This window comes from Ruficoccus sp. ZRK36 (genome assembly GCF_019603315.1).
Taxonomy (GTDB): Bacteria; Verrucomicrobiota; Verrucomicrobiia; order Opitutales; family Cerasicoccaceae; genus Ruficoccus.
This window is the reverse complement of the sequence record NZ_CP080649.1, coordinates 264,845-280,269: the sequence shown is the minus strand read 5'-3', so window position 1 is coordinate 280,269 and position 15,425 is coordinate 264,845. Positions and strand designations below refer to the sequence as shown.

The following is a 15,425-nucleotide window of genomic DNA, read 5'->3' as shown; positions in this document are numbered from 1 at the left end:
ATGCGCCCGAGAAGGTGCTCGCGTATCCACGACCGTACTGGATTGTGCGGGGTTTTGCTCTTGCGGCGAGAGGAGCACGGGTGTTTTTAGGATGACTATGCTTAAAGTGGTCCAGTGCTGGGATGACGGTGTTCACGATGATCTTCCGCTGATGGAGATCCTGCGTAAGTACGGGGCGAAGGCGTCCTTTAACCTCAACCCCAAGCTTCACAAGGCTGAGCGTGACGGCTGGCATCATCGGAGTCCTGCGAAGGATGTGTACCGCCTGGCCCTCTCGGAGCTCAAAGATGCCTACAAGGACTTCACTGTGGCCAACCACACCATGACGCACCCGCATACCCTGCAGATCCCGCTGGAGCAATGGCGGGCTGAAGTGGTGGATGCTCGCAAGTGGCTACAGGATCTTTTCCAGCAGCCGATTCTGGGCTTTGCGTATCCATATGGTGACTATGACGATGCGACCTCACAGGTCGTGGCCGATGCCGGGCATGTCTACGCGCGTACGACGAAGAATGCCACGCCCTGCATGCCGGTGGAGAACCCCCTGCAGTTTCATGCTGACTGTCACTTCCTGAGCGAAAACTTCTGGTCTCTCTACGAGAAAGCGAAGGCTTCCGAGGCGCAGGTCTTTTACTTCTGGGGCCACAGCTATGAGATCGAGGGCGACCAGATGTGGGCTGAAATGGAGGCCAAGATCAAGAAGATCGCCGAGGACCCCGACGCGGAGTGGGCAGACCTGCCCGACCTCTTTACCGAGTAGGGCTTATTTGTAGATCCAGTAATTGCGGCTCCACTGCTGGAACTGCCGGGCGCGTGCCTCCCACTCGTCGAGGAACTTGTCCACGCGGGCACGGCTGCCACGGGTGGAGATTTCGGTCCACCAGTCCTCGGAGCCGACATGGATCTTGTAGAGTCGCTGCTGGGCCGGAGTTGCCTCCGCAAAGGGGTTACCGCCGGACCAGTCGCAGGCCAGGCGCATCATCTGGAAGCTGATCTCGGTCGGGCGCAGCTTGTCCCAGTTCGTCACGGCAGCGTAGGCGCCGGGTTGTCTGCCCTCGGGCATCGGCTGCAGGTAGAGACCGGGGATGGCGAGTGAGTTAAGCGTGGTGGCGATCTGGTCAGGGGACTTACCGGAGTAGTTAATCAGCCGGAACGGGTAGCCCTCGCCGTAGCCATGGCGGAAGCCGCCGAGCTGGCAGCCCAGGCCAGTCATGGAGTAGCCGACGGCAGCGGAAAAGTCCGGGATCGCGGGGGAGGTTGGCGTCCAGCGCAGGCCGGTATCGGGCCAGAGCATGGAGCGCTTCCAGCCCTTCATCGGGATGACGTAGAGTTTGCCCTTCTTTTGGACGTCTTCGCTGACTTCCATCCAGCCGGGTATTTTTTTGGCCATGATAGCCAGCTCACCGATGGTCAGTCCGTGAACATAGGGCACCCGGAAGGAGCCCACGTAAGACATCAGATGTTTATCCAGAGGCGGTCCGTCCACTTTCTCACCGCCCAGTGGGTTGGGGCGGTCGAGGACCATGACGGGGATGCCCTGCTCAAAGCAGGCCTCCATGGCCAGGCGCATGGCGCTCACATAGGTGTAGCTGCGCACGCCTACGTCCTGCAGGTCGATGACGAGGATATCGATCCCCTGAAGCATCTCTGGAGCAGGTTTGCGGGTGGGGCCATAAAGTGAATACACGGGGAGGCCAGTCTCTGCGTGTGTGGTGTTGGGGACGTATTTCTCGGCCTTGTGCTTGCCGTCGATCCCGTGCTCAGGCCCATAGAGGGCGACGAGGTTGACCGCCGGGTGCTCGTGCATGACCTTCCAGGTCGGCACGCCACGCCCGTCCACCCCTGCGCCGTGGGTGAGTAATCCGACCCGCATGCCGCTGAGGGCCTGAAAGTCCTGGGCCTCCAGGACGTCGATGCCGAGAAGGACTTGCGGGGCGGCGTGAGTGCTCGGCATCCCCAGGAGGGCGGCCAGGGAGAGGAGAGCGAGGCGGAGGAAAGGTTTAACTTTGAGAATCATCAGGGGGAGATGTGTCTTTGTCGCTGCCTTTGCCGGGCAGGTGGATTTTTAATTTAGCCTGACGGGCAAACTCCTCGAACTGGAGCTGAATCGCCCGGCCGCTACGCTCGTAGTAGTTCGCCATGAGCTGGTAGGTCAGGCTGATCGCGAATCCGATCAGGGTGCCCAGCATGGCTCCGCCGATGATGGTCGCCTTCAGGGCGAGGGCGATCAGCGCGTGTCCGCTCATGCCGGTACTCTGGATGAGCGAGGACATGGTGGCCCGCGGATGGTTCGGCCCGAGCAGGCCGCTGACCATTTCCTTCAAGTGCGAGGCGATCGTACCCGAGAACTCCCAGACGGAGCCGCCGGGTATATCGACACCGAGCAGAAAGAGGATCTCCAGCCCGATGAAGCAGGCTGCCGTGTAGAGCGGTACGAAGGTGACCGGGTTTGTGATGAACTGGGTGGCCACCATGATCATCAGATTTCCACGGATGAGCAGGGCCAGCGCAAAGGCGCAGGGGATCTGCACGCCGTAGATCGGCATCAGTGAGAGAATGCATCCGACATATATCGCGGGTACAATGTTCTGTCGGCGGAATGACCACAGGTAGGAGCGCTTGCGTGCGGTCTGGGCGAACCACTTCAGAAAGGGATAGCGGTGGACAGTGGCGCGGCGGGGCAGGGGGCGCAGCAGGCGCTTCACGCGGCGGATGCGTTCATGCACCTTGCGCTTGAGCTCTTCGTGTCGCTCGTCCGTAGTCATGGTCGTGGCTCCTTACTTGGAAAACACTTCGACCAGCTTACGGGCCAAGAGTTTCTTCCCATCGGAAATCGAGCGCTCCTTGGTATAACCGGCAGGCGCGAGCACGTCCGCGGTGGTTTTCGGGGGCAGCTCGAGCTTGCTCTCAACGAGCCCGGCCATGATCTTGGAATGCTTATGCTGGCGCGCGGCTTCCCGCAGGATTGAGCCGGGGCCTTTGCCCTGGAGCGAGCTGGCGTCAAATTTGCCTTCTCCGGTGATAACGAGGTCCGCGGCGGCGATCTTTTCCTTCAGTTGGAGCCAGGACTCGACCAGTTCAAAGCCTTTCACCACTCGCGAATTACAGGCTGTCTGCAGCCCAAATCCGATGCCGCCCGCTGCGCCTGAGCCGGGGGCTTCCATCAGGGATGCGGGCTTTTCAAAATAGCTGCACATGCGCTGAGCCATGGCAGAGACGGCTCCCTCCAGTGCGGTAAAGTCCTCGTAGCGCATGCCCTTTTGCGGCCCATAGGTGGCCGTGGCTCCGTTGGCACCCAGCAGGGGGTTTTCCACGTCGCAGGCGATATTGATACGGGGGATATGCTGCCAAATGTCTCCCTCCAACTGCGCGACCCGTGACCAGTCGCGCGGGGTGGCGTGGTCGATCAGAGCTCCCTTTGCGTCGAGGAGCTGGAGTCCGATTGCCTCAAGTGCGCCCAGGCCGAGGTCATTGGTGGCGCTGCCGCCGATACCCAGCAGGATCTCCATTGCGCCGGCGTCGGCGGCCTCGGCGATCAACTGGCCAGTGCCATAGGAGGAGGCGAGCCACGGGTCCCGCTGTCCCTCGGGGACGGACTGCAGACCGCTGGCCTGTGCCATCTCGATGACGGCCAGCGTTCCCTCGGAGGGCAGGCGCAGGATGTCGCGGACGCGTGCACCTAGTCGCCCGATATCCACGTAGCCGATCTGGGAGGTCTGGGGGTCGAGCTGAGGGCCGAGCACCGGAACGCGCTCAATACTCCCATAGGCTGATCGGGTGAGGATTTCGCAGAACCCTTCTCCTCCGTCAGTGAGGGGGGCGATCGTGACCTGCCAGCTCGGGTGGAGCTTGAGAATGACTTCCTGAGCGATCTGACAGGCCTCCGGCGCCGTCATGCAGTCTTTGAATTTATCGAAAGCGATCAGGATATGCATCGGTAGGCAGTCTGGTAATTGGAGCTACTGCCTGTATTAGCGCGTCAGTGAGGGGGGGAGGTCAAACCGAAACGGGGCTTTGCCGTCATTCTTTGCCGACTCCGAAGAGGATATCCTCACTCTCCTGCAAGAACTGCTCGCGGGCTTTCAGCAGTGCTGAGGCGCGCCGGACGGCTTCCTCGCGTCGGTTGAGCGCTTCCTCTGCCTCCAGGATCTCGCTTTGCTTACTCTCCAGCTCACCCTTGAGGCTTTCAATCTGTTTGAGGTCCTCAGGGGAGTGTTGGCTGGAGCGCTGGCGCTGATCAAGGTCTTCGCGCATCTGCTCAAGCTCCGCCTCCATCTCTGTGAGTAGCTGGCCTTTTTCGAGGAGGGACTCCTCGCTCTCACGCAGAAACTGCTCCCTCTCGCTCATGGTGAGCTGCATCTGCTCCAGCTCGGCTTCACGGCCTTCCAGCTCTTTACGCAGACGGTTGAGTGCCTGCTCTGCCTCGGGGGTGAGCTCACCACCGGACTGGCGCTCCTTCTGCATCTTTTTGAGGGCCTGCATGCGCTCTTTGAGCGTTTCATCCATGGCACTGAGTGCGCCCTCCCGCAGTTCGAGGTCCTGTTGTCGCTTATTCAGGGAGCGCTGGGAATCCTTTTGATCCTTAAGCTCTTCTTCCCGCTGATGCAGACGCTCTTCAAGCTCCTGTGCTTTGCGCCCCAGGTTGGCCAACTCGCTTTCCCGAGCCTTTAAATCGTGACGGAGCCTCTCCAGCTCGCGCCGGGTGCCGGGGTTGGAGGTGTTCTTGTCGTCGGCTTCGACGAGCTTGCGTCGATGCTTGATGGCCCGGCCCATGATGGTTGTCAGCTCATCTTCATCGTAGGGTTTCTCGACATAATCGAAGGCACCCAGCCGCAGGGCCTCGATGGCGTAGTGCTTGGAGCTGATGGCAGTCGTCATGATGACAACCGCATCCTCATCGAGCTCACGGAGGGTGCGCAGCAAGTCCAGTCCACTCATGCCGGGCATTTCGATGTCTGTGAAAATGACATCGATGGGCTGCTCCCGGTAGGTGATGAGCGCTTCGCGGCCGTTCATGGCATGCTCGACCTGGTAGCCGGCATCACCAAGTATGATGTCCAGCATTTCGTGGACACCTTCAATGTCATCAACGACTAGAACCGTAGGTTTGGGCATGGCGGAATCTTCCCCTAAACACATCACTTGATGTGCATAAGTGCAAACCTGTTAGCGCTTTAAGGCGCCAACTCAGTTCAGATTCCTGAAAAGTTAGGGTCTTTAACCCTCCTTAAACGTCCAGGGCTCAGGGGCGATTTCAGTAGCCGGGTTGAGCCGGTTCGCGTGAATTTCCACCTCGATGATGACGTCCGGCTGGTCCTCCTTGCGGCCGCGATAGGTCATAGCGCCGAGCCATGGGTTGCGGGTACGCGTGAAGGCGAAGCCGCGGCCCTCCAGGTCGCGACCCAGTTTGGCCGGGTCCGTGCCCATGGACAGCCTGAGCATGAGGTGTCCATGGGCGCCCTTTTCATCGGCAAACTGGCAGTCCACCTCGGGAAAGTACTTTTGTACGATCACGAGCAGTTTGGCGGCTTTTTCGAGCCGGTGGCGCAGGTTGCGAGGTTTCATAGCGCTGAAATCCTTTCTATCTGAGTTCCTGACCGCTGGTGGGATCCACGATACGGAAGTTTTCGACGTGGTAGCTGTAGTCGGACTTGAATGAAAGGCTTACGTTATACGCCTGCTCGATGTCGATCAAGTGTTCCTCGTCCTCGTTGCGGAGGCGTTCGAGGTTGGTCGGGTGCAGCAGGATGGCCATTTCGATGGTTTCACCGCGCTTGAAGGTGGTGTTACGCAGGTGGCGAATGACGCTGACGAGCTTGCGCTGAATCTCCACGCTCATGGTGCGGGAGCTCTTGACGATGCCCTTGCCCGAGCAGTACGGGCAGGTGGTGTAAATGCCGCTGGCGTGGCTCTCGGCGTGCCGCTGGCGGGTCATCTGCATGATACCCAGCTGGCTGATCGGCAGGACGTGGCTCTTGGCTTTGTCCTTGGCCATCTCCCGGCGCATGCGGTCAAACACGGCCTTGCGGTCGCGTTTGTTCTTCATGTCGATAAAGTCCAGGATGATCAGGCCGCCGATGTTGCGCAGGCGGATCTGGCGGGCAGCCTCGGAGGCGGCCTCCAGGTTGGCGTTGACGATGAAGTCCTTGCCGCCCTTGTCCTTGCCCTTGTGGGAGCCGGTGTTGACGTCGATGGCCACGAGGGCCTCCGTTTCGTCGATAACGATTTCGCCGCCGCTGGTGAGCGGGACGGTGCGCTGGAAGGTCTGCTCGATCTGGCGCTCGATGTTAAAGCGCTCAAAGATCGGGATGTCGTCCTTGAAGTGGACGATCTTCTTACGCGAGCGGGGCGAGACCTCGCTGATATTGTCCAGGATGGCGCTGTGGCGGTCTTCGCTGTCCACCAGCACGCGGTCGATGTCCTCGGTGAGGAAGTCGCGGACGGTGCGCTCGATGATGTCAGGCTCCTGGTAGAGCAGGGCAGGCTTACCGGCCTTCATGCCCTCCTCGATCTTCTCCCACTTCTTGAGGAGCATGTGCAGGTCGCGCACAAAGTAGCGGAGCTTTTTGCCCTCACCGGCGGTGCGGATGATGATGCCCATGCCCTCGGGGAGCGTGAGCTTGCCAAGGATCTGCTTGAGGCGGTCACGCTCCTGCTTGCTCTCGATCTTGCGGGAGATGCCGCACTGGCCGGAGAAAGGCATCAGCACGAGGAAACGGCCCGGCAGGGCGAGATTCGTCGTGGTACGGGGGCCTTTGGTGCCGATCTGAGCCTTGGTGATCTGCACGACGATATTCGTGCCGATCGGGTAAAGCTTGGGGATGTCCTTAAGCGTGGGCTTCTGGGAGCGGCGCTTTTTCTGCTCGGCAGTTTCGTTCTGGCGGACGATTTCGATCGCCTTGTCGTCGTTGGCAGCGGGCAGGATGTCCCAGTAGTGCAGGAAGGCGTTCTTGGGCTGGCCGATGTCCACGAAGGCGGCCTTCAGGCCGGGCTCCAGGTTCTGGATCTTACCGGCAAAGACGGCACCGACCATGCGCTTGTCACCGGAGCGCTCGACTTCGAACTTTTCCAGGACGCCGTCCACGAGGAGGGCGACACGGGTTTCCAGCGGCTCGGCATTGATGATGAGCTCGCGGTAGGGAGTTTCTTTCTGGCCGGAGAGCACGCGGGCTATCTTTTGCAGGACGGGGCGCTTTTTGGCGCGGGCGGCGGATTCTTTTTTGAGTTGGTCGCGGGGGATAGACTCGACGACTTCTTCTTTGGGGGGCGAGCGCAGCTCGTTATCTACACTGTTTTTGTCGGTGGGTGATGAACTTTTCATTGGGCGTATTGCCTTGAGGGTTGGCGGGGCGCCCTTTGTGTGGCTGGTGTGTGGTCCGCGCGGAAACCGGTCCGTGGGTGCGCAGCGGGTCTGAGGTTGAGCTTCTCATGAGAAGTCCTTGCGGAAGCGGTAAACGCTTTGAACAAAACCTTGCAGGACACAACAGCTTAAAACAAAGGAGCCACCATAACTGATGAACGGTAGAGGCAGGCCTGTGATCGGCATCAGGCCTATTGTCATACCGATATTTACGAAGATGTGGACCATGAAAATAATGCTGACGCCGACGGACAGCAGCATGCCAAAACGGTCGCGTGCGATACCCGCGATGCGGATACCGTTGGCGATCAGAATGGCAAAAAGGATGATAACAACCATCGAGCCAAGGAATCCTGATTCCTCGGCCAAGACGGAAAAAATGAAGTCATTGGGAGCAACCGTCGGGGGCAGGTAGCCCAGCTTGGCTTGAGTGCCTTGGCCGGGGCCTTTCCCATACAGGCCGCCACCAGAGACGGCCATGAGAGACTGGTTCAGGTTCCAGGCCACGCCGTTACCCTTGGGGTCAACGACCTGCGGGGCGACAAAGGCCAGGATACGGTTGCGCTGGTAATCTTTGAGCGGGACGAAGGAATGTTCCTCGTAGGCACCCTTGTCCTCCATGAACGAAAGCTCCTCGTCGTTCATAAACTGCTGATAACGATATACGTCCACACCGATTACCAGTGTGGCCAGCAGAAAAAGCCCGAAGATGGTCAGGAAAAACTTCTCGGACAGATTGGAAACGTAAAGGAGGGCGAAGGCCATGGGTGCGAAGACCAACGAGGAGCCCAAGTCCGGCTCCAGAAAAATCAGAAACACGGGGATAAAAAATGTAAAACCCACTTTTAGCAAGACCTTTATGGATTCTTTGAGGGTCCCGATTTCGGAGCGGGCCAGCACGCTGGAGGCCATCAGCAGGGTGCTGACTTTGGCCACCTCCGCCGGTTGCAGTGAGAAGGGCCCGAAGTCCAGCCACCGCGTCGCCCCGAAACGTGTCTGCACGAAGGGCAGCCTGAAGGCCGGGATGCTCGATAGCGCGCTGTGCAGGTCCAGAATAATCGCCTGCAGGGCCAGCGGCACCAGCAGTAATACCCCGAGCCAGTAAAAGAGGTGAGCGTTTTCGAGGAAGAACTTGTAGTTGACGAGCGAAATGACCCCGTAGGCGATAAATCCGACCACCAGCCACAGAATCTGCATCTTCCAGGAGCTACCTCCGCTGTAGCTCTGCGCCGAGTAGATGAAAAAGACCCCGATCAGCCCCAGCAGCAGGATGCACACCGGCGAAATCCAGTCGCTGCGGTGTTCGTCACTGATCCGTACAAAGTGGCGCAGTGGCAGGCGTTTGAGAGCTGAAATGAGGGAAGACATCAGGAAAGGGGAGACTCGACAGGCTCCATAGGGAAATAAGGCACTCTGCGACCTGCCTGAAAAGCCTAAATCTGCCAACAGGCGCGCTTTAACGGCGGCCTCTTACACTGAGGAATAGTACCGGCCGGGCTCGTTTTGTGCCAGTTAATTCCCGGCTAAGGGCTTCAGGATGGGGGTGCCATTGACCCCACTAACGCTTGGGCGTTGAGCGTACGTTCCCCGTTGACAGGTGCTAAATGATGAACTTGAATCAACTTTTCTTCGTACGGGGTTGAGCTGAGATTATGTTCTCTTGGGAGATTTTCATCGCCCTCTTTATTGGGGCAATCATTGCTGTGGTCTTTGACTGGACGGTCGCCCGTATCTGGCTGGGTAGCGTCCGCGAGAAAGCACATGACATCCTGGAGCACGCCCGTAAGGAAGCCGAGCTGAGCGCCCGCGAGACGCTGAATGATGCCCACCTGAACTTTGAAAAGGAGCGGGTCGAGCGTGAGGCCGTCCTTCAAGAGCGTCGTCAGAAGATCCTTCGCGAGGAGGAGGAGCTGCAAGAACGCCGCCGAGAGGTGGACCGCGCCCGCCAGCGCCTGAGCCATCAGGAGGCCGAGATCGAGAAGATCCGTACCGATGCCCAGTCTGAGCAGGCCCGCTACGAGAATCTCGCCGATAATTACCAGACCCTGCTCAAACGCATCGCCGATATCTCCAACGAGGAGGCCAAAGAGCTCCTGCGTGAAGAGGCCCGGACACAGGCCGAGGGCGAGATCCGCCAGATCAAGCGTGAGATGATCCTCAATAGCGAGGAGGAAGCCCGTGAAGAGGCCAACCGCATCCTCGTCGATGTCATGCAGCGCATGACCAGTACCCCCTCGCATGAGCTTAGCGCGACCATCATCGACATCCCCAACGAGGAGATGAAGGGCCGCATCATCGGCCGTGAGGGCCGCAATATCAAAGCTTTCGAGCGGGCTACGGGGGTTACCCTGATGATCGATGAGACGCCTGGCTCCATCCTGGTATCGTCCTTTGACCCGGTGCGCCGCGAGGTCGCCCGCCTAGCCCTGGAGCATCTGATCCGCGACGGGCGCATCCACCCGGTCTCCATCGAGGAAACGGTGGAGCGGGTCGAGCGTGAGATGGCTGACCATGTCATCCAGCTGGGTGAGGATGCCCTCGTCAAGCTGCGGATGGGCGGCGTACACCCCGAGGTCGTGCGCCTGATCGGTAAGCTGAACTACCGCCTCTCCAACAACCAGAACACGCTGGAGCACTCCATCGAGGTGGCGTTCCTGTGTTCCCTGCTGGCTTCCGAGCTGGGGCTCGACCCCGACATCGCGAAGCGCTGCGGACTCTTTCACGATATCGGTAAGGCGATCGACCACGAGTACGAGGGCAGCCATGCCGTATCGGCATCGCGGCTCCTGCAGCGCCATGGCGAAGAGGCCACAGTGGTCAACGCGGTGGCGTGCTCGCACGGTGAGGTGGATGCCACCAGTGTCTATGCCGGGCTGCTCAAGGTGGCCGACTCGCTGTCAGCGACGCGCCCCGGTGTACGGACTGACTCGATGGACGGCTATGTGCAGCGTGTTAAGGCGCTGGAAGACATTGCCCTGTCCTTTGAGGGCGTGGCCGAGGCCTACGCGGTGCAGGCCGGGCGCGAAATCCGTATCATCGTCTGCCCGGATCAGGTCGATGACATTCAGGCCCGCTCACTCGTCCGCACGGTCCGCCAGCGCGTGGAAGACGAGCTCCAGTACCCCGGATCGATCAAGATCACCCTGGTGCGGGAGCAGCGTTTTACAGAGACGGCCAAGTAGGTTAAAACACCAGCCGCGGATTGCATTTTGTGCGGAAACTGTCTATACTTCCGGCAGTTATGAAAAAAATCCTATCTTCTCTCTCTGTCCTTCTCTTATGTTTTTCGGCTTCATCCACGCTTCGTGCCGATGAAAGCCTTGCTGATCTGAACAAACTCCTCACCGATGCCCGTGGCTGGCTGACGAGTTATCAGATCGACGACAAAAAGGCGATCCCGCCCGAGCTTTTCCAACAGGCCAAAGGTATCTTTTTCTGTAAGATGGTCGGAGGCAGCTTTGTCATCGGCGCTCAGGGCGGCGAAGGCTTTGGCATGATCCGCAAAGACGGCGAATGGAGCGCACCGGCCTTTTACAGTGTGGGCTCCGGTAGCTTCGGCGCGCAGATCGGTGGCGGCGAGACCACGATCCTGATGTTCCTCATGAATGACGAAGGCCTCGAAGTCCTCAGCAGCGACGATACGAACTGGGGCGGTACTGCCAAGGCTGTCGGTGGCCCGAGCTCAGCCTCGGCCTCGGATAGCTGGTCTTCGGATACCTCTGCCAAGCAGAACAACGCTCTCGGCCAGGCTGACATCTTTTACTATGTCACGGCTACCGGGCTGGAAGCTTCCGCCGCCTTTAAGGGCACCCAGTGCAGTTACGACGAGGAGGCTACCGACACCTACTACGGCACCGCCGGCATGACCCGCGAGAGTGTCTACCATGGCGACCATAAGGTCTCTAAGCAGGCTGCGGCATTCATCGAGCTGCTGGACCAGCAGGCCGAGGGCGAATAAGCGCCCCGGTATTTCTCTACCATTATTTTTCTCAAAGGCGGGGCCACGACGGCTCCGCCTTTTTTTGTCATGAGAGGGACAGGTTTTGTTTTAGCAGGCGTTGGCTACTCTTCAGAGAAACCAGCCTGTTCCTTGAGCCAGCCGACCATATCCGCTACGGTGATCTCCTCCACGGCCTCATCGCTGGCCATGACAGGGGCCTCCGGTGCGATCAGTGGCGGCGGGGGAACCAGGGATGAGCGGTGCCCGGCAGGCAGCTTCTCCAGACCTAGGGAGCCGTTACCGGTCATGGTCACGCTCCAGCGTCCTTCGCCGAGGCGCCGGTACACGGCCCGTCCAAAGGTGGTCGGCGGAGCATCGGCCGCCATGGTGTCCCAGGGCTCGTCCAGCACGAGGGCTTGGTCGGGGGGCATGGAGCTGTCAAACAGCCTCCGGATGCCTACGCGGTTTCCAGCGACATAAAAGTCCACGAAGATTTCCCGCGAAGTATCGAGGGGGGTGGGTACGGTGGCGAGCTCACCGTCGCCGCGCAGGTAGCGCACCGTGAGTTGGCCGTCGTCAACCTCCAGCTCGGTCACAACGGACTGGCTGAGTGCGCGCTCGTACTGGTCGCGCAGCTTGGCATAGTCGGCGGCCAGGTCACCCAGTCGGTCGCGGTAAATATCCTCGGCCATCTGCGCACGGGTGAGCTTGAGCCCCGCCAGCCCGGCAGCAGTGATTACGGCAAGCAGCAGCATGAGCACGATCCATGATCGCACCTCCTGCAGCATATTCCAGAAACCTTTATTGTTACTCACGCGTCAGTCTTGCTTATAATAGACCACACCCGGCGAGGATTGTTCAATCCGTCTATCCCTTGATTTTCCGGTCTTGCGCAGCCCGGGCCCGCGGCAGGCGATTGCTGCTCCAGCCGGACTCTGCACTTTCTATGCTATGTAAGCGCTGAGCAACGCATCCAAACTGGACCAACACTATTTCTACGAATGAGATGTTACTGGGGGTAGGCACGCAGTGCCGTAGGGGCGGAGCCCCTTATTGCTGCTCCAGCCGGAGGGCGTCGAACAAAATCTCGGCCGGGTGCTGGGCGGTGCGGCCGGTGCCGTCGTGGATCTGGTGGCGGCAGGAGGTGCCGGGAGCGGCCACGAGGTCCGTCTCGGCGGCAGCGCGCACGGCAGGGAAAAGTACGAGCTCACCGACCTTCATCGAGACCTCGTAGTGCTCCTTCTCGTAGCCGAAGGACCCGGCCATGCCGCAGCAGCCGGAGGGAATGACCTCGACGGTGTAGTTGCTGGGCAATGACAACGCTTTCACCGTCGGCTCCACCGAGGCTAGGGATTTCTGGAAGCAGTGGCCGTGCAGGTGGATCGTCTTTGGCTCGTCGGTAAAGGCGTCTGCGGTGATGCGTCCGGCCTCGATCTCACGCTGGATAAACTCCGAGAAAAGCAGGCAATTCTTCGAAAGGGCGCGGGCGGTGGGCTTCATCTCGTCAGGGACGAGATCCGGGTACTCGTCGCGAAATCCGAGGATGGCCGAGGGCTCAATGCCGATGAGTGGGGTTTCCCCAGTCACGAGCGGGGCGAGCAGCTTGACGTTTTCCTCGGCGATCGTGGCGGCCTTGCGGATGAGCCCCTTGGAGAGCCAGGTTCGGGCGCTCTCGCCATGCTTGGGGATGATTACCTCGTAGCCGAGACGTTGCAGGAGCTTGATCGCTTTCTGGCCGACGGGTACGTCGTTGTACTCGGTAAACTCGTCGCAGAACAGGTACACCTTACGCTTGGCCGGCGCGGGCGCGGGCTGCTTTTTGTGCCAGCGGGTGACGGTCGTGCTGTGCCGCATCGGGATCGTGCGGTCCGGGTGAAAGCCGTTGATGCGGTTGAGTACGCGGCGGATCGGGGTGGTCCCAAATAGCAGGTTCCACCCCCAGGGGGCGACGTCTACCAGCTTGTTGAACAGTGTGAAGTTCGCGATCATGCGAGAGCGCAGCGGGGTGCCGTGCTCATCGTAGTAGTGCTGGAGGAACTCGGCCTTGAGCTTGGCGATGTCCACGTTGGAGGGACACTCGGACTTACAGCCCTTGCAGGACAGGCACAGGTCCATGACCTCTTTGACCTCGTCGGAGTCGAAGGGCTTGAGCGCGTCACGGGGGTGGGTGAGGGTGTGGCGCAAGATGTTCGCACGGGCGCGGGTGGTGTGCTTTTCCTCGCGCGTGGCCATGTAGCTGGGGCACATGGTGCCGCCGGCCAGGTGGCCCTTGCGGCAGTCGCCGGAGCCGTTGCACTGCTCGGCGGCGCGGAGCACGCCGAGCGTATCGGAGAAGTCAAAGATCGTGTCGTACTGCGGGTTTGGGGTGTCCGGGGAGACGCGCAGGCTGGTGTCCATCGGCGGCGTGTCGATGATCTTGCCGGGGTTAAAGATGCCCTGCGGGTCAAAGGTCTCCTTAATCCGCCGCATCATCGAGAAGCACTCTTCGCCGACCATAAAGGGGATGAACTCGCCGCGCAGGCGTCCGTCCCCGTGCTCGCCACTGAGGGAGCCGTTGTACTTTTTGACAAGAGCGGCGATGTCCTCGGCCACGCCCCGGAAGGTTTTTAGGCCTTCGGGTGTTTTCAGGTTAAACATCGGGCGGGTGTGCAGCTCGCCGGAGCCGGCGTGCGCGTAGTAGACGCACTCGATCTTGTACTTGTCGCGCATGAGCGCGTCAAACTCGCCGATGTAGGCGGGCAGGTCGTGTACATCCACCGCCGTGTCCTCGACGATCTCGCGGGGCTTGGCGTCACCGGGCACATTGCTCATCAGCCCCTGACCGGCGCGTCGCAGCTCCCAGATGCGGGCCTGGTCGGGGCCCTTGAGGACCGGGTAGTGGTAGCCGAGCCCGGCCTGCTGGAGTTCGGCGATGATCTGCGTCAGGTGGTTGTCCACCTCGGTCTCGTCGTCTGAGCGGATGTCAATGACGAGGATCGCGCCGGGGTCGCCCTCGACGAAAAAGCGGTTCTTGGCCTGCTCGCGGTTGCGTTTGGTGGCCTCCAAAATATGGCGGTCGAGCAGCTCGACGGCGAAGGGCTGGTGCGGGAGCGCGTGCAGGACGGCGTGGAGCGACTGATCCACGTCGATAAAGTGGGCGCAAAGCAGCGCGCTGTGCTTGGGTGGCAGCGGGTTCAGGCTGATCTCGAACTCTACCCCGAAGAACAGCGTGCCCTCGGAGCCGGCGATGAGCTGGCACAGGTTGAAGGGCTTCTCCGAGTCCGGGTCGAAGACGTTTGCGTCCATTAACTGGTCGAGCGCATAGCCGGTGTTGCGGCGCGGGATGCTGGACTTGGGAAAGTTCTGGGTGATGAGTTCGCGGTTGGAGGGATTGCCCAACAGGTCACGGCAGGCGCGGTAAATCTGGGCCTCCAGCGAGTCTTTGGGCCCGGCGCACTTTTCGTAGAATTCGTCCGTGCTCAAGGCTTTGAATGTCACCTCCGAGCCATCGGAGAGAAAGCCCCGGCACGAGATCAGGTGGTCTCGGGCTGAACCGTAGACGACGGAGTTTGAGCCGCAGGAGTTGTTCCCGACCATGCCGCCGATCATGGCGCGGTTGGCGGTCGAGGTCTCCGGCCCAAAGAGGTAGCCGTGCGGTTGCAGGTACTGGTTGAGCTCGTTGCGGACGACACCCGGCTGCACGCGCACGTGGCCTTTCTTTTCGTCGAAGGCGATGATCTGGTTCAGGTTTTTGCCGACATCCACCACGATGCCGCCACCGACGACCTGCCCGGCCAGCGAGGTGCCTGCTGTACGCGGGATGAGCCCGATCTTATGCCGGGCGGCGAAGCGGATCAGCGTCGCGATGTCCGCCTCGTTCTCGGGGAAGGCGACCGCCTGCGGATACTCCTGGTACTCGGAGGCATCGGTGGCGTAAAGCTTGCGCAGGACGGGGCCGGTGCTGAGGGTGCCGGTGAGCTGTTTTTTAAGCTGTTCGAGGGCGGGCAAAGTTGCTGGCAAGGCAGGGGGCATGGCAGTGTTTGTTATAGGTGAACCACGTACTGAAGCCTAAAACAGTAAGTACAGCCGACGGGAGTGTCCAGATTAGGCATGCTCCGAAACTTACGAAATGTCTGCATTTGTTTA

Annotated in this window: 12 protein-coding genes; 3 read left to right on the top strand and 9 right to left on the bottom strand. The window is 60.3% G+C overall.

What is annotated here, in order from left to right:
- The first annotated feature begins 97 nt into the window (after nucleotides 1-97).
- A complete protein-coding gene (locus tag K0V07_RS01145) occupies nucleotides 98-760 on the top strand; it encodes a polysaccharide deacetylase family protein (protein ID WP_220622697.1) in 663 nt (220 codons plus the stop codon).
- Nucleotides 761-763: 3 nt separating this feature from the next.
- Here the strand turns inward: K0V07_RS01145 and K0V07_RS01140 are convergent, their stop codons facing one another.
- The 7 genes from K0V07_RS01140 to K0V07_RS01110 all read right to left on the bottom strand — a co-directional run bounded on the left by K0V07_RS01140 (nucleotide 764) and on the right by K0V07_RS01110 (nucleotide 8,728).
- Nucleotides 764-2,017, bottom strand: coding sequence for a DUF1343 domain-containing protein (locus K0V07_RS01140; protein WP_255568060.1), 1,254 nt, complete (start codon nucleotides 2,015-2,017; stop codon nucleotides 764-766).
- Nucleotides 2,001-2,765 carry a DUF2062 domain-containing protein gene (locus K0V07_RS01135; protein WP_220622696.1) on the bottom strand — a complete coding sequence of 255 codons (765 nt, stop codon included), beginning with the start codon at nucleotides 2,763-2,765 and terminating at the stop codon, nucleotides 2,001-2,003. The genes K0V07_RS01140 and K0V07_RS01135 overlap by 17 nt, the downstream gene beginning before the upstream one ends.
- 12 nt (nucleotides 2,766-2,777) lie before the next feature.
- The gene (locus K0V07_RS01130; RefSeq protein ID WP_220622695.1) at nucleotides 2,778-3,935 is read right to left on the bottom strand and encodes a glycerate kinase; all 1,158 of its coding nucleotides are present in this window, start codon (nucleotides 3,933-3,935) and stop codon (nucleotides 2,778-2,780) included.
- A gap of 85 nt (nucleotides 3,936-4,020) precedes the next feature.
- On the bottom strand, nucleotides 4,021-5,115 hold the full coding sequence (locus K0V07_RS01125) for a response regulator (protein ID WP_220622694.1): 1,095 nt from the start codon (nucleotides 5,113-5,115) through the stop codon (nucleotides 4,021-4,023).
- A gap of 102 nt (nucleotides 5,116-5,217) precedes the next feature.
- Nucleotides 5,218-5,565, bottom strand: coding sequence for a hypothetical protein (locus tag K0V07_RS01120; RefSeq protein WP_220622693.1), 348 nt, complete (start codon nucleotides 5,563-5,565; stop codon nucleotides 5,218-5,220).
- 16 nt (nucleotides 5,566-5,581) lie between these two features.
- The gene (locus tag K0V07_RS01115; protein WP_220622692.1) at nucleotides 5,582-7,321 is read right to left on the bottom strand and encodes an Rne/Rng family ribonuclease; all 1,740 of its coding nucleotides are present in this window, start codon (nucleotides 7,319-7,321) and stop codon (nucleotides 5,582-5,584) included.
- Between the two features lie 105 nt (nucleotides 7,322-7,426).
- Nucleotides 7,427-8,728, bottom strand: a complete 1,302-nt coding sequence (locus K0V07_RS01110) for an FtsW/RodA/SpoVE family cell cycle protein (RefSeq protein WP_220622691.1) — start codon at nucleotides 8,726-8,728, stop codon at nucleotides 7,427-7,429.
- Between the two features lie 284 nt (nucleotides 8,729-9,012).
- On the opposite strand from K0V07_RS01110, the gene rny reads away from it, so the two are divergent.
- Together rny and K0V07_RS01100 are read left to right on the top strand one after the other, a co-directional pair.
- On the top strand, nucleotides 9,013-10,542 hold the full coding sequence (gene rny, locus K0V07_RS01105; RefSeq protein ID WP_220622690.1) for a ribonuclease Y: 1,530 nt from the start codon (nucleotides 9,013-9,015) through the stop codon (nucleotides 10,540-10,542).
- 59 nt (nucleotides 10,543-10,601) lie between these two features.
- Nucleotides 10,602-11,318, top strand: coding sequence for a lipid-binding SYLF domain-containing protein (locus K0V07_RS01100; RefSeq protein WP_220622689.1), 717 nt, complete (start codon nucleotides 10,602-10,604; stop codon nucleotides 11,316-11,318).
- A gap of 104 nt (nucleotides 11,319-11,422) precedes the next feature.
- Here K0V07_RS01100 and K0V07_RS01095 read toward each other — a convergent pair whose 3' ends face one another.
- Both K0V07_RS01095 and K0V07_RS01090 read right to left on the bottom strand, forming a co-directional pair.
- A complete protein-coding gene (locus K0V07_RS01095; RefSeq protein ID WP_220622688.1) occupies nucleotides 11,423-12,115 on the bottom strand; it encodes a hypothetical protein in 693 nt (230 codons plus the stop codon).
- 235 nt (nucleotides 12,116-12,350) lie between these two features.
- Entirely contained in the window at nucleotides 12,351-15,311 is a 2,961-nt protein-coding gene (locus tag K0V07_RS01090) for an FAD-binding and (Fe-S)-binding domain-containing protein (protein ID WP_220622687.1), read from the bottom strand.
- Nucleotides 15,312-15,425: the final 114 nt, after the last annotated feature.

Bases quoted from the DNA above. Each gene is read 5' to 3' on its own strand.
- K0V07_RS01115 (WP_220622692.1), bottom strand. From the start codon at position 7,321: ATGAAAAGTTCATCACCCACCGACAAAAACAGTGTAGATAACGAGCTG.
- K0V07_RS01125 (WP_220622694.1), bottom strand. From the start codon at position 5,115: ATGCCCAAACCTACGGTTCTAGTCGTTGATGACATTGAAGGTGTCCAC.
- rny (WP_220622690.1), top strand. From the start codon at position 9,013: ATGTTCTCTTGGGAGATTTTCATCGCCCTCTTTATTGGGGCAATCATT.
- K0V07_RS01145 (WP_220622697.1), top strand. From the start codon at position 98: ATGCTTAAAGTGGTCCAGTGCTGGGATGACGGTGTTCACGATGATCTT.
- K0V07_RS01135 (WP_220622696.1), bottom strand. From the start codon at position 2,765: ATGACTACGGACGAGCGACACGAAGAGCTCAAGCGCAAGGTGCATGAA.
- K0V07_RS01130 (WP_220622695.1), bottom strand. From the start codon at position 3,935: ATGCATATCCTGATCGCTTTCGATAAATTCAAAGACTGCATGACGGCG.
- K0V07_RS01090 (WP_220622687.1), bottom strand. From the start codon at position 15,311: ATGCCCCCTGCCTTGCCAGCAACTTTGCCCGCCCTCGAACAGCTTAAA.
- K0V07_RS01100 (WP_220622689.1), top strand. From the start codon at position 10,602: ATGAAAAAAATCCTATCTTCTCTCTCTGTCCTTCTCTTATGTTTTTCG.
- K0V07_RS01110 (WP_220622691.1), bottom strand. From the start codon at position 8,728: ATGTCTTCCCTCATTTCAGCTCTCAAACGCCTGCCACTGCGCCACTTT.
- K0V07_RS01120 (WP_220622693.1), bottom strand. From the start codon at position 5,565: ATGAAACCTCGCAACCTGCGCCACCGGCTCGAAAAAGCCGCCAAACTG.
- K0V07_RS01140 (WP_255568060.1), bottom strand. From the start codon at position 2,017: ATGATTCTCAAAGTTAAACCTTTCCTCCGCCTCGCTCTCCTCTCCCTG.